Annotated in this window: 20 protein-coding genes; 10 read left to right on the forward strand and 10 right to left on the reverse strand. The window is 63.8% G+C overall.

The annotated features are described in order from the left end of the window. Nucleotides 1-146: 146 nt before the first annotated feature. The 3 genes from MTAI_RS01250 to MTAI_RS01260 are packed head-to-tail and all read right to left on the reverse strand — an operon-like array spanning nucleotide 147 to nucleotide 3,345. On the reverse strand, nucleotides 147-1,538 hold the full coding sequence (locus MTAI_RS01250; protein WP_027886547.1) for a nicotinate phosphoribosyltransferase: 1,392 nt from the start codon (nucleotides 1,536-1,538) through the stop codon (nucleotides 147-149). Then, the gene (locus MTAI_RS01255; protein ID WP_027886546.1) at nucleotides 1,535-2,545 is read right to left on the reverse strand and encodes an NUDIX domain-containing protein; all 1,011 of its coding nucleotides are present in this window, start codon (nucleotides 2,543-2,545) and stop codon (nucleotides 1,535-1,537) included. Before MTAI_RS01255 ends, MTAI_RS01250 begins: the two co-directional genes overlap by 4 nt. Next, complete coding sequence (locus MTAI_RS01260) at nucleotides 2,542-3,345, reverse strand: NUDIX hydrolase (protein ID WP_210210035.1); 804 nt, start codon at nucleotides 3,343-3,345, stop codon at nucleotides 2,542-2,544. The genes MTAI_RS01255 and MTAI_RS01260 overlap by 4 nt, the downstream gene beginning before the upstream one ends. Before the next feature lie 218 nt (nucleotides 3,346-3,563). Between MTAI_RS01260 and MTAI_RS01265 the strand changes: the two genes are divergently transcribed. Both MTAI_RS01265 and speA read left to right on the forward strand, forming a co-directional pair. Further along, entirely contained in the window at nucleotides 3,564-5,714 is a 2,151-nt protein-coding gene (locus MTAI_RS01265) for a glutamine synthetase III family protein (protein WP_187388566.1), read from the forward strand. Between the two features lie 306 nt (nucleotides 5,715-6,020). Beyond that, nucleotides 6,021-7,913 (forward strand): biosynthetic arginine decarboxylase, encoded by a 1,893-nt coding sequence (speA, locus tag MTAI_RS01270; protein WP_027886543.1) that lies wholly within the window; start codon nucleotides 6,021-6,023, stop codon nucleotides 7,911-7,913. On the opposite strand, the gene MTAI_RS01275 is transcribed toward speA, so the two are convergent. The 4 genes from MTAI_RS01275 to MTAI_RS01290 form a co-directional block, all read right to left on the reverse strand. Next, nucleotides 7,910-9,016, reverse strand: a complete 1,107-nt coding sequence (locus tag MTAI_RS01275; protein WP_027886542.1) for an NAD(P)/FAD-dependent oxidoreductase — start codon at nucleotides 9,014-9,016, stop codon at nucleotides 7,910-7,912. The two genes, speA and MTAI_RS01275, sit on opposite strands and share 4 nt — an antisense overlap. An 11-nt stretch (nucleotides 9,017-9,027) precedes the next feature. Continuing rightward, nucleotides 9,028-10,104, reverse strand: coding sequence for a CobW family GTP-binding protein (locus tag MTAI_RS01280; RefSeq protein ID WP_027886541.1), 1,077 nt, complete (start codon nucleotides 10,102-10,104; stop codon nucleotides 9,028-9,030). An 82-nt stretch (nucleotides 10,105-10,186) separates the two neighbouring features. Beyond that, on the reverse strand, nucleotides 10,187-11,314 hold the full coding sequence (locus MTAI_RS01285) for a PQQ-binding-like beta-propeller repeat protein (RefSeq protein ID WP_223299618.1): 1,128 nt from the start codon (nucleotides 11,312-11,314) through the stop codon (nucleotides 10,187-10,189). Nucleotides 11,315-11,419: 105 nt separating this feature from the next. Continuing rightward, nucleotides 11,420-12,298: a metal ABC transporter substrate-binding protein gene (locus MTAI_RS01290; RefSeq protein WP_027886539.1), complete on the reverse strand. Its 879-nt coding sequence runs from the start codon at nucleotides 12,296-12,298 to the stop codon at nucleotides 11,420-11,422. Nucleotides 12,299-12,437: 139 nt separating this feature from the next. Here MTAI_RS01290 and MTAI_RS01295 point away from each other — a divergent pair, with 139 nt between their 5' ends. Next, a complete protein-coding gene (locus MTAI_RS01295) occupies nucleotides 12,438-13,130 on the forward strand; it encodes an FAD-dependent oxidoreductase (protein ID WP_036196768.1) in 693 nt (230 codons plus the stop codon). Nucleotide 13,131: 1 nt separating this feature from the next. Here the strand turns inward: MTAI_RS01295 and MTAI_RS01300 are convergent, their stop codons facing one another. Genes MTAI_RS01300 through dcd form a run of 3 tightly spaced genes read right to left on the reverse strand, consistent with a single transcriptional unit; the run spans nucleotide 13,132 to nucleotide 15,478 of the window. After that, entirely contained in the window at nucleotides 13,132-14,238 is a 1,107-nt protein-coding gene (locus MTAI_RS01300) for an ATP phosphoribosyltransferase regulatory subunit (protein WP_027886537.1), read from the reverse strand. Then, nucleotides 14,235-14,891, reverse strand: coding sequence for a peptidylprolyl isomerase (locus tag MTAI_RS01305; protein WP_027886536.1), 657 nt, complete (start codon nucleotides 14,889-14,891; stop codon nucleotides 14,235-14,237). The genes MTAI_RS01300 and MTAI_RS01305 overlap by 4 nt, the downstream gene beginning before the upstream one ends. A 38-nt stretch (nucleotides 14,892-14,929) precedes the next feature. Then, nucleotides 14,930-15,478: a dCTP deaminase gene (dcd, locus tag MTAI_RS01310; RefSeq protein ID WP_027886535.1), complete on the reverse strand. Its 549-nt coding sequence runs from the start codon at nucleotides 15,476-15,478 to the stop codon at nucleotides 14,930-14,932. A gap of 114 nt (nucleotides 15,479-15,592) precedes the next feature. On the opposite strand from dcd, the gene MTAI_RS01315 reads away from it, so the two are divergent. The 7 genes from MTAI_RS01315 (at nucleotide 15,593) to MTAI_RS01345 (ending at nucleotide 20,892) form a co-directional block, all read left to right on the forward strand. Then, entirely contained in the window at nucleotides 15,593-16,930 is a 1,338-nt protein-coding gene (locus tag MTAI_RS01315) for an Ig domain-containing protein (RefSeq protein ID WP_027886534.1), read from the forward strand. 61 nt (nucleotides 16,931-16,991) lie between these two features. Next, nucleotides 16,992-17,210, forward strand: coding sequence for a hypothetical protein (locus MTAI_RS01320; RefSeq protein ID WP_027886533.1), 219 nt, complete (start codon nucleotides 16,992-16,994; stop codon nucleotides 17,208-17,210). A gap of 2 nt (nucleotides 17,211-17,212) precedes the next feature. Further along, a complete protein-coding gene (locus MTAI_RS01325) occupies nucleotides 17,213-18,127 on the forward strand; it encodes a metallophosphoesterase family protein (protein ID WP_027886532.1) in 915 nt (304 codons plus the stop codon). Nucleotides 18,128-18,140: 13 nt separating this feature from the next. Beyond that, nucleotides 18,141-18,719, forward strand: a complete 579-nt coding sequence (locus MTAI_RS01330; RefSeq protein ID WP_027886531.1) for an ankyrin repeat domain-containing protein — start codon at nucleotides 18,141-18,143, stop codon at nucleotides 18,717-18,719. Nucleotides 18,720-18,741: 22 nt separating this feature from the next. Next, a complete protein-coding gene (locus MTAI_RS01335; protein ID WP_027886530.1) occupies nucleotides 18,742-19,143 on the forward strand; it encodes a CoA-binding protein in 402 nt (133 codons plus the stop codon). A 43-nt stretch (nucleotides 19,144-19,186) separates the two neighbouring features. Continuing rightward, the gene (gene mutY / locus MTAI_RS01340) at nucleotides 19,187-20,167 is read left to right on the forward strand and encodes an A/G-specific adenine glycosylase (RefSeq protein WP_027886529.1); all 981 of its coding nucleotides are present in this window, start codon (nucleotides 19,187-19,189) and stop codon (nucleotides 20,165-20,167) included. Nucleotides 20,168-20,244: 77 nt separating this feature from the next. After that, a complete protein-coding gene (locus tag MTAI_RS01345) occupies nucleotides 20,245-20,892 on the forward strand; it encodes a GntR family transcriptional regulator (RefSeq protein ID WP_027886528.1) in 648 nt (215 codons plus the stop codon). Nucleotides 20,893-20,963 lie beyond the last annotated feature (71 nt).

A 20,963-nucleotide genomic window follows, 5' to 3' on the forward strand; every position in this document is an offset into this window, starting at 1 on the left:
AGCGGTTTCATTGAAACCCATTTGGGGTGCGCTTTTTGTCAGGCTAGCGCCCCTTTTCTGCAAGGAACTGGCTTGCCCAACCTGTTTTCCAGCAGCCTGTTTCCTATCTTCATCGTACAGAGCTCGTGTAGATATCCCGTGCTGCTTCAGCCGTTGCGCCGCACCTCCTCCCAGGTGTAGCGCCGCTTGATCTCACCGTTTTCGAAAACGGTTTGCAAAATGCTCTGGGGGTGGGGCTGGGGGTCGTCCAGGGGTAGCTCCACCGTGCGGATGCCGCGTTCGTCCTGGATGACGTCGAGGCGGCCCTTCTTGGAGAGTTTGCCGGGGTCGTCCACCGGGCTCTTGCCCACCCCGTAGGTCTCGCCGTCCACCGTGACCAGGTGCAGCTTCTGGGCGAACTTCTGGGTGTCGCGGTGGGGGTGCTGCAAGAGGGCCCCGCCCATGCCAAAGGCCACGTTGGAGGCGCTGTAGCCCCACTGCTCGAGCAAAAACAGCACCTTGCGGATGGTGTCGGCGTTCACCCCGTCGCCCTGGATGACCCGCACCCCGTTCAGCACCTTGTAGCCCTTCTGGTTGAGGGTGGCACCGAACTTGGCCTCGAGGGTCTGCACGGTGCGCAGCACCACGAAGGGGGGGTCGCCCGAGTCGGGCCGGATGACCACGGTGGCCCCCGACTGCTGGATGAGCTCGCGCAGCTCCTCGCCGATGATCTGGCCCACGGCGTGCTCGCGGTTGTACGAGTCAATCACCATGGCCAGCAAAGCCCCCGGCTTGGCAAAGGTCTCGAGCATCTGGCGGTAGGCCTGGGCCTCGCCGGTGCGGCCAAAGCTGGTTACGGTGCTGTGCTCCATGGCCGGGATGCTGTAGCCGGCCATCTCGGCCCCGTAGTAGTTGCGGGCGTAGATCAGGGCAGTGACGGTATCGGTGCCCATAAAGTTCACCAGGTGGGCCATCCCGCCCAGCCCGGCGCTCTCCAGGCTGCTCACCCCCCGCGCGCCAAAGTCGTGCAGCTTGAAGGGCAGCTCGGCCTCGGGGTCGTCGGCGGTTTTCTCCAGGTACTCCTTGATGGTGTTGCGGATGCCCCAGGAAACCGTGCAGACCGTGGTGGGATACCAGACCGCCCGTAGCAGCGCGGTCTCGAGCCAGCCCGGCAGCCAGGGTACTTTGGGGTCGGTGCTCTCGATGATCACCAGGGGGTTGTGTACGGGCACCACCCGACCCTCGGGCACGGCCCGGATGCGCACCGGCAGCCGCCCCCCTAAGTCCTGGGCGATGTAGCGCCAGCCTTCCTCGGGGAAGGGCAGGCCGTGGGCCAGGAAGACCGCTTTGGCCTCCTCCACGTCCTCTAGGCTCACCCCCTTGCTCAGGTACTCGATCAGGAAGGCCTGCAGACCAAAGAAGCGCACGAAGTTGGAGTCGCCCCCGCGGCTTTCGATGTACCAACTGGCATAGGTCATGCCCTTGGGGAACTGGGCGTAGTGGCTGGCCTTGTAGCTGTCGGTGTTGAGGATGAGGTTGTGGGGGTTGAGGGGTTTCACAAAAGCTCCTTTCCTTGGGACAGCGCGGGTTGGTGCGGTGCGCGCCCCAAAAACCAACAAATCTGCTGATAGTGATCCTCAAAAAAGCGGGCCTGGTGGCGCTCGAGCTCGCTCAGGGGAAGCCAGAAGGCCCCTTCGTTGGCAAGTGCTGGGGCCTCCTCCAGCTCGAAGAAGTGGCCCAGGCTAATCACCCGTCCGCGCAGGCTGCGGCCCGGGTAGTCGAAGGCCTGGGTGGCCTTGGGGTGCTGGGCTTCCAGTGCCAGGCCGGTCTCCTCGCGCAGCGCGCGCAGGGCCGATGCCAGCAGGGTTTCCTGGGGCTCCAGGTAGCCCCCCGGCAGGGCCCAGGCCCCCTTGCCGAGGGCCCCGTTGCGCTCGACCAGCAAGACCTGTTCCTGGGCCAGCACAAAAGCGTCGGTGGCGACGTGCAGGATGGGGTAGGGGTAGTGCCGCTCGAGCGCGCGGTAGTGTTGAATGGTTCTCCATTCGTCCTGCAAGCGTTTGAACTCGAGGGTGGTGGCAAACTCCTGCATATACTGCTGCACTGCCTGCGGAACCATGGCCTTCCAATCGGTGCTGCCGCCAAAGTAGCTGTTGCGCACCTCGGTGGCGCTCAAGGGGCTTACCACCCCGCTGGGCTCGAAGGGCCAGTCACCAAAGCCGTGCAGGTAGTAGCTGCTCTCGTCCTTGTCGTAGCCGGTGATGGAGATGCGGGCTTGGGGGCCCGCGAGGGCCTCTACCGCGGCCCGAACAGTACGGAACCAGCGGGGGTCGTCGTAGTAGTCGTCGGCGATGGCTACAAACTGCAAGCGGGCCGCTTCCGTACCCAAGCTGGCCCGGATCATGGCCGCGCGCGCTTCGGCGCTGAAGGGGTTTTTGGGAGTGGGGTAGCAGTAGGCGCTGCCCAGCACCACGATCAGCCGGTCGAAGCATTCCAGGGCGCGCGAGATGGTCTCGAGGTGGGCCAGGTGCGGCGGTTGGAAGCGCCCGATAAAGACAGCGGTCTTCATACCTCCCTCCGGAAGCGGTAAAGCTCGGCCGGCCGGCCCAGGCCGCGCTCGAGCTCGCCGGTGGCCTCGAGCATCCCCGAGGCCAGCATCTTGCGGCGAAAAGAGTCCTTGTTGAGCTTTTTTTGCAGGATGGTTTCGTGCACGGCTTGCAGCTGGCGCAGGGTGAAGCGCTCCGGAAGCAGCTCAAAGCCGATGGGGGTGTACGAGAGCTTGCCCCGGATGCGCCGCAGGGCCACCCCCAGTATCTCGGCATGGTCGAAGGCCAGGGAGTACTTTTTGTTTTTGCTATCGAAAATTTCTACACTGCTGGCTCCTTCCGGTGTGCGCAACTTGAACAGCGCAATCTCCTCGCCCGCCTCGCGGATGTGGCTGGCCTCGACCAGGGCGTAATAGGCCACGCTAATCACGCGCATGCGGGGGTCGCGCCGGGGGTCGCCAAAGGTGTAGAGCTGCTCGAGGTAGACCGGGTGCTTATGGGGGCTTTCCCGCTCCATGCCCACCATACCTTCCAGCCCGGCTTTTTGCCGCAGCACCCGCGCGGCGGCCTCGTCGAGCGACTCATGAGTTAGCACAAAGCCACCCGGCAGGCTCCAGTAGTTGAGATATGGATGCTCCTTGCGCTTGACCAGCAGGGCTTCCAGATGCCCTTCCCGCAGGGTCAGGATGACCACATCAACCGTGACCGATGGCCGGTCGAAGGCGTTGGGGTCGTAGCTGCTCAGGTATTGCTGCTCTTCTGGGTTGCGCTGAATCAAGGGAACCACCTGCTTATATGCGAAGAGCATATATCTAAAATGCATATAAGTCAAGTGTAAACAACAAAAGGGTAAATAGTTGGCTTTATTTCTGACAAAAGTTCACTTGCAGTGGTACATTTTGCAATTTATTGACGAACATGGTGTTGATTTTTATGGATTTATGCTATTGTGTTGTTCCAAGTGGTGCTGGATAATCGGCCCATTTAGATACACATAACATCTAAATATGCGCCGACCAGCACCACCCCCCAGGAGACCCTATGACCCACGATTTTGACGTTGTTTCGGCGGCCCGCAATTGGCGGTTTAAGGACGTTCGGCAGGTTTCCAGCGATATCGCCGGCCAGGTGTTTGCCAGCGATGTGCTGGATATGGACGAGTTGCGCGAGCTGGTCTCCAAGCCGGTTTGGAAGTCGCTGCAGGCCACCATCGAGAAAGGGGCCCCGCTCGACCCCAGCATCGCCGATACCATCGCCCTGGCCATGAAAAAATGGGCCCTGGAAAAAGGGGCCACCCATTACACCCACTGGTTCCACCCCCTCACCGGCTATACCGCCGAAAAGCACGATAGCTTTTTCGTCCCGATTTCCGAGGGCAAGGTGATTGCCTCGTTTAGCGGAAAAGAGCTTATTCAGGCCGAGCCGGATGCCTCATCGTTTCCTTCGGGGGGCTTGCGTGCGACCTTCGAGGCCCGGGGCTATACGGCCTGGGATCCCACCTCGCCGGCCTTCATCATGCGCCACTCCAACGGCGCCACCCTGTGCATCCCCACCGCTTTTGCTAGCTGGACGGGGGAGGCCCTCGACCTCAAAACCCCCCTGCTGCGCTCCATCGAGGCCCTCAACAAAAGCGCCCAGCGGGCCCTCAAGTACTTTGGAGTGGAGGCCAGCAAGGTTTCCTCCACCCTGGGGGCGGAGCAGGAGTACTTCCTGATTGACGAGGAGTTCTACTTCCGCCGCCCCGATCTGGTCATGACCGGGCGCACCCTGTTTGGAGCCAAGCCCCCGCGCGGGCAGGAGCTCGAGGATCACTACTTCGGCTCCATTCCCGACCGGGTGCTCTCCTTCATGACCGATGTGGAAAACCAGCTCTACGCCCTGGGCATCCCGGTCAAGACCCGCCACAACGAGGTGGCCCCCGGCCAGTACGAGATTGCCCCCATCTTCGAGCCCTCCAACATTGCCGCCGACCACCAGCAGCTCATCATGCAGGTGCTCAAGAACACCGCCCGCCGTTACGGTTTGGTGGCCCTGCTGCACGAAAAGCCCTTCGCCGGCATCAACGGCTCGGGCAAGCACTGCAACTGGAGCATGAGCACCGACACCGGCATCAACCTGCTGGAGCCCGGCGACACCCCGCACGAAAACCTGCAATTCCTGTTTTTCTGTGCGGCGGTGATCAAGGCGGTGGATCTGCACCAGGATCTGCTGCGCATTAGTGTGGCCTCGGCCTCCAACGACCACCGCTTGGGCGCCAACGAAGCCCCCCCAGCCATCATGTCCATCTTCCTGGGCGACCAGCTCACCGATATCTTTGAGCGCCTGGCCAACGGCAAGGGTGGCTCGAGCAAAAAAGCTGGGGTGCTCGAGCTCGGCACCCCCGTGCTACCCCCCCTGCCCAAGCACGCCGGCGACCGCAACCGTACCTCGCCCTTCGCCTTTACCGGCAACAAGTTCGAGTTCCGCGCGGTGGGTTCCTCGCAGAGCATCTCCTTCCCCATCACGGTGCTCAACACCATCGTGGCCGACGCCATTGATGCCCTGATGGACTCGGTTGAGGCCAAGATGAAGAAGAAGATGAGCTTCGAGCAGGCCGCTTTGGAGACCATCAAGGAGACCTACGCCCAGCACAAGCGCATCGTCTTCAACGGCGACGGCTACTCGGCGGCCTGGCACAAGGAAGCCGCCAAGCGGGGGCTGTTGAACCTGCGCACGGCTGTCGATGCCATCGAGCGCTTTACCGACGAGAAGAACATCAAGTTGTTTACCCGCCTGGGGGTGCTCAACGAGCGCGAGATTCACGCCCGCCAGGAGATCATGTACGACATCTACTTCAAGCAGGTCAACATCGAGGGCGAGACCACCGAGTGGGTGGCCCAGACCCAGATTCTGCCCGGCGCCCTGAGCTACCTGGCCGAACTCTCGGAGATCGAGGTCAAGTCGCGGGCGGTTGAGCGCACCATCAAGCAGGTGGTAGAAGCCACCGATGCGCTGTCGGATGCCCTGGAGAAGCTCAAGGCCCAGAACGCCGAGCTGGGCGGCGACGAGGTGCACGAGAAAGCCCACCACATGCGCGACAACGTGCTGCCCGCCATGGCTGAGGTGCGCAAGGCCGCCGATGCCCTCGAGCGCATCCTGGCCGATAAATACTGGCCCCTGCCCAGCTACCGCGAGATGCTGTTTGTGAAGTAAGCGCCGGCTTCTTCTGCCTCCAAACACCCCCGGGCCTGGGGGTGTTTTTGTGCTCCAATCGCAATAGAACGCTAGTTCTCTCGACGATCCTGCACGAGGTGCGCTAGACCGCTCTAGTTTCGCTGTTGCACATGCCCACCTGCTTTGGATTTGCTGTGGTTTTTGCCCACGTCGGCGCGTGACTCATGAAGGGTGTTTTGCTATAGCATCCTGGGCCAAAATGCCCTACACTCTGTTCTGGACAGCGCACGGTGAATGCCCCCTGACATTCCATCCGTAGCCTGTGTGAGGAGACCCGGATTCAAGTTGGAGAAGCTCAAACGTTTCACTGCCAAGGATGCCGAAGAAATCTACCTCGTCCCCCACTGGGCGGCGGGGTTTTTTCGGGTAGGGGAGGATGGCGAGCTCGAGGTCACACCCGAGGGGGCGGAGGGCCCCAGCGCCTCGCTCTTTGAGATCGTGCAGGACCTGCGCGATGAGGGGCGCCCATTGCCGGTGATGCTGCGCTTCCCCCAGATTCTGGAAGCGCGGGTGGTGGCGCTCAACGAGGCCTTCCGCCGGGCTATCAAAAAATACCACTACAACGCCAGCTACCAGGGGCTGTTCCCGGTCAAGGTCAACCAGCGGCGCATGGTGGTGGAGACGGTAGCCAGGGCGGGAAAACCTTTTGCCTATGGCCTCGAGGCCGGCTCCAAAGCCGAGCTGGCCCTGATCCTGGCCCAGGATCTGCACCCCGAGTCCATCATCGCCTGCAACGGCTTCAAGGACGACGACTTTATCCGGCTGGCCCTGATGGGCAAAAAGCTGGGCCGGAACGTGGTGATCACCCTGGAGAAGTTCGCCGAGCTGGGGCGGGTGATCCGCATCGCTAAAGAAATCGGGGTGGAGCCGCAGATTGGCATCCGCTACAAGCTCAAAACCAAAGGCTCGGGGGCCTGGGAGGAGTCGGGGGGCGAGGCGGCCAAGTTTGGCTTCACCACCCCCGAGATCATCAAAGCGGTGGATATGCTGGCCGAGGCCGGGATGCTGGGCACCATCGCCATGCTGCACTCGCACATCGGCAGCCAGGTGACCGATATCCGCCGCATCAAGCAGGCCGTGCGTGAGATTGCCCAGACCTACGTGCAGCTGCGCAAGCTGGGGGCCCCGGTGCGCTACCTCAACCTGGGTGGGGGGCTGGCGGTGGACTACGACGGCTCCAAGACCGCCTTCTACGCCTCGGCCAACTACACCCTGGAGGAGTACGCCGAGGATCTGGTCTATGTGACCAAGGAAATTTGCGACGGCCACGGGGAGCCCCACCCCATCCTGGTCACCGAGTCGGGCCGGGCCGTGACCGCCTACCACAGTGTGCTGGTGCTCGAGGTGGTGGACACCATCCGCCCCCCCGGCGAGGAGAAGCTCGAGCAGCCCAAGGACGCCCACCCGGTGGTCAAGGATATGTTCGAGCTGGCCCGGAGCATCTCGGCCAAGAACTATCGCGAGGTCTACCACGACGCCTTCGCCAACAAGGACACCGTCCAGAACCTCTACGACCTGGGCCTCATCTCCCTGCGCGACCGGGCCGCAGCCGAGGCCCTGTTCTACCAGATTGCCCGCAAGACCCTCAAGCTGGCCCTCGAGCTCGACTACCCCGCCGACGAACTCGAAGACCTGCAAAAGATGCTGGCCGACAAGCTGGTCTGCAACTTCAGCCTGTTCCAGAGCCTGCCCGATACCTGGGCCATCAAGCAGATGTTCCCCATCGTGCCGCTCACCCGCCTGAACGAGCGCCCCACCCGCGAGGCCACCCTGGTGGACATCACCTGCGACTCCGACGGCAAGATCGACCGCTTCATCGACACCCACGATGTGCGCAACACCCTGCCGGTGCACGAGATCCGCCCCGGCGAACCCTACTACCTGGGGGTTTTCCTCGTGGGGGCTTACCAGGACGTGCTGGGCATGAACCACAACCTCTTTGGCCGCATCGGCGAGGCCCACGTGGTAGTGGATGAGCACGGCTACGAGATCGAACGCTTCATCCTGGGTGAGAAGGCCCGGCGGGTCATCGAGAAGATGGGCTATGAAGAGGACAAGCTGGCCGGGGCCGTGGAAAAGCTGGTGCGATCCTCCAAAAAACTGACCCCGGCCGAAAAAGGTGCTTTTATGGAGCTGTACGCGCGGGAGCTGGTGGGGTATACCTACCTGGAGGACTAGCAAACACAGCGGCTCGTGCAGCAGGCCTCGAGGTCGTCGGCCCACATCCCGCGTTTACGGTAGGCTTCCAGCGGCGAGGTATCCAGGCCCAGGCGCTGCCCTATCTCCAGGGCCACCACCGGGAAGCGGGCGCGGAACTTGTAGATAAAGCAGAAAGCGGTTTGGTGATGGTTGACCTTGGGGCCGACCAAAAACAGCCCACGGGCCACGGTGGACTCGTCTTTTTCCGAGAGAAGGGGTCTTCCCTCGGTCACCTCGAGCAAACCCTCCAGCGGCTCCAGCCCATTTCCAAAACCCGCGGCCAGGATGGGTCGGTGGGGGGCTTGGAGTACGCCGTGCGTGTGATGCACAAGGTAGCCCCCCCGCTTTTTTTCAATGCGCTCCACGCCCAGCTCTACCAGGCTTAGCCGCCGGGTGTCCAGGGCTTTTTGCAGCCGCTCGAGGGTAAAGGGTGAAAGATCGAGGGAAGGCTCCCCCGTCCGCCTTTTCCAGGGGGCTTTGGGGTCGAAGACCATCACCTCCTTTCCCAGCATCACCAGGTGGTATGCAGCATCTATACCCGATTCGTACCCTCCAATGATGACCTGTTGCTGGCCCTCAACCGAACCCCAGGATCTGACCCGGCTGTAGGGCAGCCCGTGTTGCGCGCCCTCAAAGGGCCAGTGGGGAAAACTAAACTCACCCACCGCCCAGACCAGGAAGCGGCTTCGGAATAGGCCCCGGTTGGTATGCACCAGGAAGCCCTCGGTGCCCTCGAGCCGGGCCACCTTGGTCACCCGCGTTCCCTCCACCACCGGTAGCTCATAATGCCGCGCCAGGGCTTCGAGGTACCGGGCATACTCCCGGCCCGAGGGGTGTTCCCGGCCCAGCGAGTAGGCCGGTGAGGTCTCCGGGGTGAGGGCGTTCAGGTCGGGCAGGTTGAAGGCATTGGAGGTGAACGAGGGGGTGATCATGCGGGTTTCTTGCGGCCAGCGGCGGAACGATGCGCCTGTTTTGGCGCGCTCCAGGATGCCAAACCGCGCAGAAATTTTTTGCAAAGCCACCCCCAGGCCAATGCCGGCGGGGCCGGCGCCCACAATCAAGATGTCCTTTTCTTCCACCATCTCCCTGCTGTTTACGTCTCCACAGGCGCCAGGCACGCATTGAGGCGGCCCTCGAGCACCCGCCGCTGTTTCCGTATGCCTCGACCGATAAAGACGATCTCGGTGGGTTCTTGGTTGAGAGCTGCGAGCAGCTGTTGGTAGTGGGTTTGCTCCTCGGGCGGCAGGGCCGCGAGCTCATGCTGCTGCAGCGGCTCCATGCGAGGCTCGAGCACGATCTGTTTTCCAGCCTGAGAGAGCGTGACCGGCACATGGTTGACGAATTTGACCCAGCCCTTGGCGCGCACGATGTTCTTGGGCCAGTTGTGTAAAAACTTTTCGAAAGCATGGGCATCGAAGCCCACTTCACTGCGGTAGACGAAGCTCTCGAAGCCGTACTCCTCAACCTCCGAGCTGGGCTTGTTCCACTCGGCTTCCCAGTCGGGGTGGGCCAGACCCAGTTGGTAGTTGTAGAGGCCGGTGTGCAGGAGTTTCTCGGGCTCAATCTGGCCCCGCACCGTGCGGTAGATCCGCGCGTAAGGGTTCAGTTCGTGGATGAAGCTTTCGAGTTGAAGCAAAGCCACTTCGTCCACCCGGTCGGCTTTGTTGAGCAGCACGATGGAGGTGAACTCGAGCTGATCGGCCAGCAGGGGTGCCAGGGGTTGCTCCACCGGATTGCCTTCCTCGTCTTCGACCGTATCTTTACGGTTCCAGTCGTCCCAGAAAGCCTCGGAATCCACCACGGTAATGATGGCGTCGAGGCGCACCCGGCTGGGCAGGTCTTCCATGTGGAAGGTCTGGGCGATGGGGAGTGGCTCCCCGATGCCGGTGGACTCGATCAGGATGTAGTCCAAATCCATCTGCGAAAGCTCGCGCAACTCCAGCAGCAAGTCCTCGCGCAGGGTGCAGCAGATGCAGCCGTTGGACATCTCGACCATGCGTTCGGTGGTGTGGCGCACCAGCCGGGCATCTACGTTGACCTCGCCGAACTCGTTCACCACCACCGCTATTTTTTTGCCGTGCTTGCTTGAGAGCAGATGGTTGATCAGGGTGGTTTTGCCAGCGCCCAGGAAACCGACCAGGACGCCAACCGGAATCGGGCTGGTTCTCACAGTTCATCTCCTCAGAGGTTTTGATCGACAGAACCTAAATGCGGGGCAGTTCAGCCCCGCAGCTAATAAAGCCTGGTGGCTGTCAGTGCCGCACCCCATCCACCCACAGCCAGGCCAGGCTGCCGGGTGTGCCGTCCACCTTGAAGCGGCGCTTGATCTGCAGGCTGGAAAGCTCGACCTCGAGCACCTCTCCCTTGTCGGGCAGGGTTACAAAGGCCTTACCATCCCCCAGGGCCAGGCCGGGCCGCACCGCACCCTCGCCGCTGGCGGTGATGGGTTCGGAGACCTTCAGGCTGGCGATTACCTTGCCGGTGGGGGCCTCGAGGGTGTGCAGGCTGCCGTCGGCGGTCAGCACCACCAGCACCCCGTCCTTATCGAAGCCAAAGCGTACCGGGTTGGCAGGCAGTGGATACACGCTTATCTGGCTGTCTACCCTTGCCAGACCCTGTGCAAAATTGCCGATGAAAAAGGGGTATTTGCCGTGGCTGACCAGGGTGCCGATCCGGGCATTTTGCGGGGCTGCGGCGGGGTTGGGCAGCTTGCGGCTCACGAAACCATTGCCCTGGCGCTCCAGCAGCAAGACCCCATCGCTGCACCCGTAGGCGATCCGGTTGCCCAGCACAGCCTGGCCGTGCAGGCGCGGGCAGCCGCTAAAGCTGGTGATCTTCTGCCCGCCCCGGCTGAACACCTCCACCACCCCCCGGTTCAGGCTACCGGCCAGCACCAGGTTGCCCACCGCCAGCGGTGCGCCGTGGTCGGGGGCGCCGGTGGCGATCTCGAACATGCGCAGGTTGAGGCCCAGGCTCTTTTCATCTATTACTGCCACCGTGCCGTCGCCATCGTTGAAAATGGTAGCCATCCCATTGTGGCTGCTGAAATGGGTGGGCTTGGGGCCGGTGGTGAAGGTCTGAAGGATGTAAGGGGCTTCCACCACCAGGTCTTTGTGGTCGCCGTGGTCTTCCTGCCTCAATCCACCGTACACCACGCTTACCCGGTTCTGCTCGCGGTGCAGCGCGAAGGCATACATCCCGTTGCCGGCGGTGTACACGTTGGCGGGGCCGGGGGCCGAGAAGGAGGCCATCACCTCGCCCTTCTCGAGGTCAATTACCCGTAGCATCCCCACCTTGCCATCGGCCACCACCAGCCGCCCGGGGTGCTTGGCATCATCCGGCCCTGCCCACGCGGGGAGGCCCAGCAAGAGGCTTGCCACAAGCCATACAGTTCTTCGGTTCATCATGCACCTCCGAGATAATATTGATAACTCATTATCAAAAACTTTGCAAGCCGCCGGTGTTGTTCTAGCCCTTTGAACAGCCTAGCGGAAGGCCTCGCACATGGTCTGTCCGTTGTGCTGGATAAGCGCAAGGTAGCTGGCCACCTGGGGGGTGAGCGCGTCGGAATACAGCGTGAAAACACGGGCACCGGTGGCCTCGGCCAGGGCCCTGGCTTCGGCCTGGGCAAACTGCGGTTCGGTGAAGATCACCCGCACCCCGCGCTCGCGCATGGCTATAGCCAGGTTGGCAAAGGCGCGTGCGCCCTGTTGCTGGCCTGAGAAGTTGGCGATAGAGCCCACGAACTCGACGCCATAGTAGCGCCCGGCGTAGCGGTAGGCGTCGTGCTGCACCACCGCTTTGCGGTTGGCAGCAGGGGTGCGCGCGATACAGGCCTTTACCGCGGTGTCGGCAGCGTTTAGTTTGGCCCGAAACTCGGCCAGCCGGGTCTCGTACAGGCCGCGGCCTGCAGGGTCGAGGCGGGCCAGTGCGTCGCGGATGCGCTCGGCGTAGGCGAGGCCGTAGGTGGGGTCGAGCCAGAGGTGGGGGTCGCAGGGGCCGTGCAGGTGGGCGCCGGGGGCCTGGCGGTCGGCCTGGGTGTAGCAGATGGGATTGGGCAGCCCTTCCGCCAGCCGAACCAGCGGTGCGTTGCGGGGAAGCTGGGCGGCGATGCGATCCAGGAAGACCTCGAGGTTCATCCCGTTGGCGAAGAGCGCCCGGGCCTGGGCGAGGGCCTGCACCGTGGAAGGGCGCGGCTCGAAGCTGTGGGGGTCAGCCCCCATCGGTACCACTGTGACCACCCGCACCCGGGGCCCTCCCACCTCACGCACCAGGTCGGCTATCACGGTGGTGGTCGCGGCCACTTGAAGCGGCTGGCCCAGAGCCAGACCGCCGAGGACAATCAGCGCAAACCAGCGTTGCATATTCATATGATAATGCATTATCAAAAAGCGCCGGCCAGCGGCGCTACCTGCTCAGCCCCTCTGGGGCGCGGGTGGGAAGCCGTGTGGGTGTGGGCCCTGGGTTGAGGCTTCTGGCGTGCACCTGTGTGGAAAGGTGCGTATGATGTGGCCCGTGGACTACGACGTGCTGATTGTGGGGGCGGGGTTCGCCGGTTCCGAAGCGGCCTACGCCCTGGCTCACAAGGGCCTCAGGGTGGGCCTGGTCACCACCAGCCTGGACTCGGTCTACCTGCCTTTTACCCCAATTCAGGCCCCCTTCCCCCAGGGCTCGCTGCTGGCTTTGGTGGGTGAGGCCGGCTTGAAAGGCTGGGAACTGCACAGCCGGGCCAAGTACCGGCTCGAGAACCACCCGCGGATTCACCTGTTGCAGCTCTCAGTCACCCGGTTGCTGCTGGAAGGCCCGGCGGTGGTGGGTGTTGAAAGCTGGGAAGGGCCGCGCAAAACCGCCCCCAAGGTGGTGCTGGCGGTGGGTAGCTTCCTGAGCCCCCGGCTGCACATCGGTCAGGTGGTCGAGGAAGCCGGCCGCCTCTCGGAGGTGGCCTACCCCGATCTGTATCAGCACTTGCAGCAGCTCGGCTTCAGGTTTTCTACTCGCCACGCCGAGGTGCCCGAGCAGGATGGAACCCCCGGTTACCGGGTGGAGTACGCGGTGTTTGCCGAAGGGGAGTGGGAGCCCAGCAGCATGCGCTTGATCCGCCTCGAGGGCCTCTATGCCGTGGGGCTGTGCGTGCTGGGGCAGGGCACCTACGCCCAGATGGCCGCAGAGGGCATGCGGCTGGCCTCCTTGCTTTAGGCTACTGGATGGGCTCGAGCCGGCCCTCCACCGCCAGCCAGCCGATGCCTTTTTCTAAGGCGTATTCCTTTAGCTCGCGCAGATTATCGGTCCAGGCCAGCTCCACCCGCCTGCCCTCGGCCCGTAGCTGGCGGGCTAGGGCCCGATCCAGCGCCAGAACTTCTGGGGGGGGCTCGGACAGCGGCAGGCGCAGGGCCTCCATCACCCGTTCCAGGCCCAGGGCGAAGCCCGCGGCATAAGGGAGCAGGGCCCCATCGTAGCGGCCTCCGCCCAGGAGGGGCAGGCCGAAGTCGGGGGTGTAGGCCTGGAAGTTGAGGCCGGTGTAGAAGTTCAGAAGCCGGGCCCGGCCTAAGTCGAGCAGCAAGGGCACCTCGGGCAGCAGGGCCAGCACCGCCTCGAGCCAGTCCAGGTCGGCCTGGGCCTTCTCCGATAGGGGCAGCCGGCGGGCCTCGGCCAGCACCTCGCGTCCGCCGTACAGGTCGGGCAGGGCCAGCAGAGCGGTTTGCAGGCCCGGATGCACCTGGTAGTCCTTGAGCAAGGCCTCGAGCTCAGGGCTGTTCTTGCGGTGGATGGCCTGGCGCAGGCGCTCCTTTTGCTCGCCGGGCAGGCCTGTGGCATCCAGCAGATCCCGCACCAGCGCGGGGAGCCCCACCTCGATCCTGGCCTCGGCAAAGCCCACCAGCTGCAAGCAGGCCCAGGCCAGCTCGAGCACCTCGGCGTCGGCGCGGGGGCTCGAGACCCCCACCAGCTCGGCCCCCACCTGGCAAAACTCGCGGCTGCGCCCCAGCTCGGCGTTGGCCTCGCGCAGCCAGAGGTTTCCAGCGTACTGCAGGCGCACCGGCTGGCCGGCTACCAACCGCCCGTTGCTTTTGAGCAGCCCCGCCACCGCGGTGGTGAACTCCGAGCGCAAGGCCAGCACCTCGCCGGTTTTGTCCACCAGCTTGAAGGCCCGCTCGGCCAGGGCGTGCTGGGGGTCGTAGAGCTCGAGGGCCGGCAGCTCCACCGGCTCGTAGCCCCAGCTATACAGCAGCCTGGCCAGGCGTTCTTGCAGTTCGCGGCGCAGGCGGGCTTCCGGGGGCAGAAAGTAGCGGGTGCCTTCGGGGATCATTTACTTTTACTTTTAGCAAAAATCTTCACCGAGAGGATCTTGTCGCGCTCCCGGCTGGCCAGAGGGCCCTCGGTGGGGGCGATGCGCTCGACCACGTCCATCCCCTCCACCACCTGCCCGAAAATGGTGTACTGCTGGTTAAGGTTGGGCGTAGGGCCGTAGGTGATGAAGAACTGGCTGCCGTTGGAGTTGGGGTCCATGGTGCGGGCCATGCCCAGCAGGCCTTTTCTGTCGTAGTTGAGCCTGGGGGTGACCTCGAGGCCAAACTGGTAGCCGGGGCCGCCCATGCCGGTGCCGGTGGGGTCGCCGGTCTGGGCCACAAACCCCGGAATCACCCGGTGGAACACGATGCCTTCGAAGTAGCGGTGCAGGGCCAGAAACACAAACGAGTTAACGGTGATGGGGGCCTCGGTTTCGAACAGGTCTATGCCGATTCGGCCTTTGCTGGTCTCAATCTCGGCGTAGTAGTCGAACTTGGTCGGGTCGATCACCTGTTCGGGCTTGGCAAACCGGGTCACCGGCCGGTCGGACTTGTAGGGCAGGGCTTCCATCTTTCCTCCAAAGCCACTCTTTGCTCCGCCGTTGCCTTGCCAGAGGAAGAAAGCGGCGATGGCCAGGGCCAGCAGAGCGGCGATTAGCAAAGCAGCGCGCATCCCATCCAGTCTACCGGCCCGGATGAGAACACGCCAGCTCAGATGCGCGGCAGGGTGATGCCCCGCTGGCCCTGGTACTTGCCTTTGCGGTCGCTGTAGGTCACCTCGGGGCGCTCGCCCTCGAAGAAGACCAGCTGTACCACCCCTTCGCCGGCGTACATCTTGGCCGGCAGGGGGGTGGTGTTGGAGAACTCGAGCGTGACGTGCCCCTCCCAGCCCGGCTCCAGGGGGGTGATGTTGGCCACAATGCCCACCCGCGCATAGGTGCTCTTGCCGATGGCGATGGCCATGACGTTGTCGGGCATGCGGATGTACTCCATGCTGCGGGCCAGCACGAAGGAGTTGGGCGGGATGATCACCTCGTCGCCCTCGTAGTCCACGAAGCTCTTGGGGTCGAGGCCCTTGGGGTCGGCGATGGTGTGGAATACGTTGGCAAAAATTTTCCACTCCCGGGCCGCCCGCAGGTCGTAGCCGAAGCTCGAGAGCCCATAGCTAATCACCCCTTCGCGCACCAGGCGTTCCTCGAACGGCTCAATCATGCCTTGTTTGGCCTTTTCACGTATCCACCAGTCGGGTTTAATGCTCATGCCCCCCACTATACAAGGGGCTTCAGGGTCGGAGAACCTGCAGCCAGCAACGAGCGCAGCAGGCTTTGGGCTGTTCTCACAACGAAGGTTCATCTTGCTGCCTAAACTAATACTATGCGCCAGCGACCGGTATTGGGCAGGGTTTTATTGCTAGGTTGGTTGGTTTTCCTTGGTATCTTGCTCGCGGCCTGCGGCTCGGACAGCCAGAACAACCAGAGCCGCCAGCCCTTGCGCCTGACCCTGCGGCTCGAGCCCGGCTATGTGGACGAGCCCTACAACACCACCCTGACCGCCGATGGGGGGGTGCGGCCCTACCGGTTCACCCTCGAGGGCAGCCTGCCCAAGGGTCTGGTCTATAGCAACGGCCGCATCAGCGGCACGCCCCAGGAAAAAGGTAGCTTCGAGCTTACGGTGAGCGTAGAGGACGCCAACCTTTCCAACCGCACCCAGAAGGTCACCCTGGTGATCGGTGAGACCCCGCCGCCCCGGCTCGATCAGGTCTTCCCGCTGGCCGAGGTTGCCGACCCCTTCCCCTACCTGTTCCGGGTGCGCGACCGCGAGGCCCGGGGCTTTCAGGCCCAGATCCCCCTCAGAGACCTCAAGCCGGCCCTGGACAGCTTCAAGGCCGATGCCAGCCTGCTGTACGTGCTGCGCTACGACGAAGAAAAGGGCGTGCTGGACATTGATGCGGTCTTTACCAGCCCGCGCAAGGACCTCGAGGCCTTCCGCTTTACCGCCACCCCCCTACCCGACAAAAAAGTCCGCCCCGAGGCGAGCTTCCGCGAGACCCGGGTGGCCTTCTACGACAAAAACGGCAAGCTGGCCGGCAACGCCCCGGCCATCGAACGGGTGGCCAGCGAGGGAAAGTACAGGTACAGCGACCTCGAGGCCATCGCCCGCAACTGGGGCCGCCGCCTAGCCCCAGCCACCCCCCGCCCCACCGCGCCGCAAGCCCCTGAGAGCAACCCGCCCCAAAGCCAGGGAAGCCCCACCTCGCCCGCCAGCGAGGGCCAGGCCGTCGAGAATCCTCCGGCAGCGCCCGCCGATCCAACAGCCTCGGAGCCGGCGCAGCCACCCCAACCTGGACAAGCGCAGCCTCCTCAACCTGGACAAGCACCGCCAACCCAACCTGGGCAAGCGCAGCCTGTGCAACCCGGACAAGCGCAGCCCGCTCAGCCCGAACCCACGCAACCGGCCAACGCTCCACAGGGCCAGCCAGCGCCTACCCCGAAGCTCGAGGGCGACCTCAACGGCGATGGGGTGGTAGACCAGAAAGACCTGGATTTGTTGCGCGCCTCCTATGCCTGGGCCCGCGTGGGCGCGGGGCAGACCACCCCGCCTTCCAATCCCTCGAGCCCCCCGGGCAACACCCAGCCGGGAAGTGGTGCGCCGGGCTCGAGCAGCGCCAACCCAGGGGATAAGCAAAACCCCGAGCAGTCGGAAGGTAAGTAATCCGAGGATGGAGAGCCCCCTTCTATTTGGCGTGGAGCTTCGCTGCTATCCTGAGTAGACTGTGGGCAGGGCGCTGGTGGTTCTGGCGTTTTTGTGGGTCGTGGCCCTGGCGGGCTTTCTGGCCCTGCGCCGGACTCCCAAAACCTCGCCGCTGTGGGGGCTGCGCGACTTTTTCTGGCTGCTTTTGCAGGCCCTCAGCGTGGTCAGCCTGCTGGTCATCGTGGCCTTGGCCACCGGCCTCATTACCCTCCAGTGGAATCCCTTTACACCAGCCAACTAACCATGCGCGTCGCGGTGCTCTCGGATATCCACGGCAATCTCCCGGCCCTCGAGGCCGTCCTGGCCGATCTGAAGGAGGTGCGGGCCCAGATGGTCATCGTCAACGGCGACCTGGTGAACCGGGGGCCTTCCAACCGCGAGGTGCTGGAGCGTTTGCTCAACCTTTCCGCCTCCAAAGAGGGCCGGGCCCTGGCCCCTGAGGGGTTTTGGTTTACCCTGGGCAACCACGACGACCTATTGGTCAAGTGGGCCCAGCGCGATCCCTCGCTCAACGACCTTTACACCGACCCCCTGTTCGAGCCCACCGCCTGGTCGGTGGCCCAGCTATCCCAGGATCACCTAAACTGGCTGGACAACCTACCCTTTCAGGTGGTTATTGGAGAAGCCCCCCGGCGAACCTTTGGGCTGGAGAAGGCCGAGGGCCTGGGTGAGCAGGTATTGCTGCGGGCCACCCACGGCTCGCCCCGCCACTACCGCGAGGGCTACGACGAACACCAGGCCCCGAGCACCCTCAGCGAGATCAGCGAGGACTTCCCGGCGCGGCTTTTGGTGGGCTCGCACACCCATCGCCCTTTTATGTACCAGCTGGGCGAGGCCCTGGTGCTCAACAGCGGGGCGGTGGGGGCTCCCTTCAACGGCGATGTGCGGGCCCAGTATATGGTGGTGGAAATAGGGGAGAACCACGTGCAGGTGGACTTCCGCCAGATTCCCTACAACCTGCAGGCCGCTTTGCAGGCCTACTACGACTCTGGCCTGATGGAAACAGGCGGCCTGGGAGCCGATATCTTCTACCACGAGACCCGCACCGCGCGCTCGCTGTTGATGCCTTTCTGGTACTGGGCCGAGTCGCAGGCCCTCCCCCGCGACTGGGAGGCCTGGCGGCTGTACCAGGCGGCCCATCCGGAACGCTTCGCCTAGCCTGCGGTAGGCTATGACCATGCACCCTACGCCCGAACGCATCCGCGAGTTTGTGCTGGCCGCACACGGCGACCTAAGCAAAGTGCAAACCATGCTGGCCGAAACCCCCGAGCTGCTCAATCTGGCGCACGAATGGCGGCCCGGCGACACCGAGACGGCCATTCAGGCAGCGGCCCATGTGGGCCACCGGGAGATTGCCCTGTATTTGCTGGCTCGAGGCGCCCCCCTGGAAATCTCCACGGCGGCCATGCTGGGGCAGCTAGAAACCGTCCGGGAGATGTTGCAGCGCGAGCCTGCGCTGGCCCAGCACAAAAGCGCCCACGGGATTCCGCTATTACCCCATGCGGCCCTCTCGAGCCAGCCCGAGATGCTCGAGCTGGTCTTTTACCATGGTGCGCGGGAGGGCAGCGGCCTGGCCCTCAGCCTGGCGGTGGGCCGGGGTGATACGGCGGTGGCGCGCTGGCTGCTGGAACACGCGCACCCCGACCTGGGCTGGAAGAACTTCCAGGGCAAAACGCTGATGGATATTGCCCTGGAGGCCGGCCATGAGGAGATGCTGGCGCTGCTGCGGGCCTTTGGGGGCCGGCCGTAGCCCCAGCGGGAGGTAAGCCGGTATGGAAAACCTGCGCGAGTTTTTGCTCCAGGCCCGCACCATAGCGGTGCTGGGCGCACATCCCAACCCCGCCAAAGCCGCCTTTTACGTGCCCGACTACCTGGCCCGAAGGGGCTACGCCGTGCTACCGGTTAACCCGGCCTACGCCGGGCAGGTGCTCTGGGGGCGGACGGTGGTGGGCAGGCTGAGCGATCTGGATGGCCCCATAGACATCGTGAACGTGTTTCGCCGCAGCGAGGTCCTGATGGGTCATCTGGACGAGCTTCTCGCAACCAGGCCTAAAATGGTCTGGCTGCAGTCGGGCATTGTGAACGATGCTTTTGCAGATAGCCTGCGGCAGGCCGGGGTTGAGGTGGTGCAGAACCGCTGCTTGATGGTGGTGCACCGGCAGCTTTTAGGCTAGATCTCGCCATCAGCGCCGCCGGCCTTTGGTGCTCGAGCTTCCTATGTCCAGCGATCTACACAGCGCCCTGCTTACCTGGTACCGGTGCCACAAGCGCGAGCTGCCCTGGCGGGGGGAGCGGGATCCCTACAAGGTTCTCCTGTCGGAGGTGCTCCTGCAACAAACCCGGGCCGGGCAGGCCATTCCCTACTACCATCGCTTCTTACAGCGCTTCCCTACCCTCGAGGCCCTGGCCCAGGCCGAGCAGGAAGCGGTGCTACAGGTCTGGCAGGGGTGTGGCTACTACACCCGGGCCCGCAACCTGCACCGCCTGGCCCAGCAAGTTGTTGCTGCCGAGGGCACACTCCCAACAACGGTGCAAGGGCTGCGGGCCTTGCCGGGCATTGGCCCCTACACTGCAGCGGCGGTGGCTTCCATTGCCTTTGGGGAGCCGGTGGCGGCGGTGGATGGCAACGTGCGGCGGGTGTTGTCGCGCCTTTTTGCCTGGGAGCATCCCACCCCAAAGCAGGTGCAGGAGACCGCCGATGCACTTTTATCCGCTACCAATGCCCACCCTGGCGACTGGAACCAGGCCCTGATGGAGCTGGGGGCCACGATTTGCACACCCCAAAATCCGGGCTGCGGGGGCTGTCCGGTGGCTGCCTTCTGCCGGGGGAAGGCCAGCCCGGGGCGCTACCCCGCCGCCAAAGTGCGCAAGCAGAAAAGCCTCGAGCTGGTTGCGCTGGTACTGCAAGGGCCCGCAGGGGTTTATCTGGAACGGCGGCAAGGGCCGGTTTTAGGCGGGCTGTGGGGGGTTCCGATGGAGGAAGGGCCGGGGGCCCTGGAGCGCTTGCTGGCCCGATTTGGACTGGATTCAGCCGAACTGCTAGGCCCCGTGCACCACGAGTTCACCCACCGAAAGCTGCATATTCGGGTTTACAGGGCCCCTTGGATGGCCGGAGAGAACCCGCTGCACCGGCCCCTATCGAGGCTGGATCAGAAAATTCTGGCCCTGGCCGGAGCGGGCCCTGCTCACTTGGTGTAGGGCGCGGGGGTCGGGCCATTTGTGTGGGCTCGAGTTGAGCTGGTATACCAAAGCCGATAGCATATTCTGCATACGCTATGCTTGCTCCGCAAACCGAAGAAGCCTATCGTCGTCTGCGCCGGATGATTCTCTCGCTGGAGTTGAAGCCCGGCGAGCCCCTGGTTGAGCGCAAACTGGAAGAAATCTTGGCGGTTTCCCGCACGCCCATCCGGGCGGCCATCCAGCAGCTATTTCGGGAAGGGCTGGCGCAGCGCACCGGGCGGGTTTATACGGTAGCCCCCCTCGACCTGGCCGAGCTGGAGGAGGCCTTCGAGTTTCGCCACTGGCTCGAGGGCCAGATTATCCGGGTGGCGGCGGCCCGACGGCCCAACGCCCGCCAGCTCCGGGAGCTGCTGGCCTCGGTGGAGGCCGACCTCGACCCCGAGGTGGAACTGGAGAAAGCCACCGACTTTCACCTGGCCCTGGCCAAGCTCACCGGGAACCGCTTTGTGGTGGCCTCGCTGGCCCAGGTTCTGCAGCGCATCTACCGGGCCCGCTACCTCGAGATCACCCGTCCACAGGGGGCCGACCAGGCCCTGAGCGATCACCTGCAGCTGATTGAGCTGGTACAGCAGGGGCAGGCTGAGGAGGCCGCGAGCTTCTTACAGAAGCACCTCGAGCGCTCGAGGGAGGCCCTGCTAAAAAGCCTCGAGGGTTCTATTCTGCTGGGCGCCCGGCGGTCTTGACGGGCAGGGCCAACGGGATAGAATCTTAGACACTCAACACCTCAGGTGATTTTTGCTGAACATAGGAGGAC

Source organism: Meiothermus taiwanensis WR-220, from assembly GCF_003568585.1.
In the GTDB taxonomy this organism is placed as follows: Bacteria; Deinococcota; Deinococci; order Deinococcales; family Thermaceae; genus Meiothermus; species Meiothermus taiwanensis.

Excerpts from the sequence above, each read along its gene's own strand:
- MTAI_RS01255 (WP_027886546.1), bottom strand. The coding sequence starts at position 2,545 with ATGAAGACCGCTGTCTTTATCGGGCGCTTCCAACCGCCGCACCTGGCC.
- MTAI_RS01260 (WP_210210035.1), bottom strand. The coding sequence starts at position 3,345 with ATGCATTTTAGATATATGCTCTTCGCATATAAGCAGGTGGTTCCCTTG.
- MTAI_RS01265 (WP_187388566.1), top strand. The coding sequence starts at position 3,564 with ATGACCCACGATTTTGACGTTGTTTCGGCGGCCCGCAATTGGCGGTTT.
- MTAI_RS01275 (WP_027886542.1), bottom strand. The coding sequence starts at position 9,016 with ATGGTGGAAGAAAAGGACATCTTGATTGTGGGCGCCGGCCCCGCCGGC.
- MTAI_RS01290 (WP_027886539.1), bottom strand. The coding sequence starts at position 12,298 with ATGCAACGCTGGTTTGCGCTGATTGTCCTCGGCGGTCTGGCTCTGGGC.
- MTAI_RS01295 (WP_036196768.1), top strand. The coding sequence starts at position 12,438 with ATGATGTGGCCCGTGGACTACGACGTGCTGATTGTGGGGGCGGGGTTC.
- MTAI_RS01300 (WP_027886537.1), bottom strand. The coding sequence starts at position 14,238 with ATGATCCCCGAAGGCACCCGCTACTTTCTGCCCCCGGAAGCCCGCCTG.
- MTAI_RS01305 (WP_027886536.1), bottom strand. The coding sequence starts at position 14,891 with ATGCGCGCTGCTTTGCTAATCGCCGCTCTGCTGGCCCTGGCCATCGCC.
- dcd (WP_027886535.1), bottom strand. The coding sequence starts at position 15,478 with ATGAGCATTAAACCCGACTGGTGGATACGTGAAAAGGCCAAACAAGGC.
- MTAI_RS01315 (WP_027886534.1), top strand. The coding sequence starts at position 15,593 with ATGCGCCAGCGACCGGTATTGGGCAGGGTTTTATTGCTAGGTTGGTTG.
- MTAI_RS01325 (WP_027886532.1), top strand. The coding sequence starts at position 17,213 with ATGCGCGTCGCGGTGCTCTCGGATATCCACGGCAATCTCCCGGCCCTC.
- MTAI_RS01330 (WP_027886531.1), top strand. The coding sequence starts at position 18,141 with ATGACCATGCACCCTACGCCCGAACGCATCCGCGAGTTTGTGCTGGCC.
- MTAI_RS01335 (WP_027886530.1), top strand. The coding sequence starts at position 18,742 with ATGGAAAACCTGCGCGAGTTTTTGCTCCAGGCCCGCACCATAGCGGTG.
- mutY (WP_027886529.1), top strand. The coding sequence starts at position 19,187 with ATGTCCAGCGATCTACACAGCGCCCTGCTTACCTGGTACCGGTGCCAC.
- MTAI_RS01345 (WP_027886528.1), top strand. The coding sequence starts at position 20,245 with ATGCTTGCTCCGCAAACCGAAGAAGCCTATCGTCGTCTGCGCCGGATG.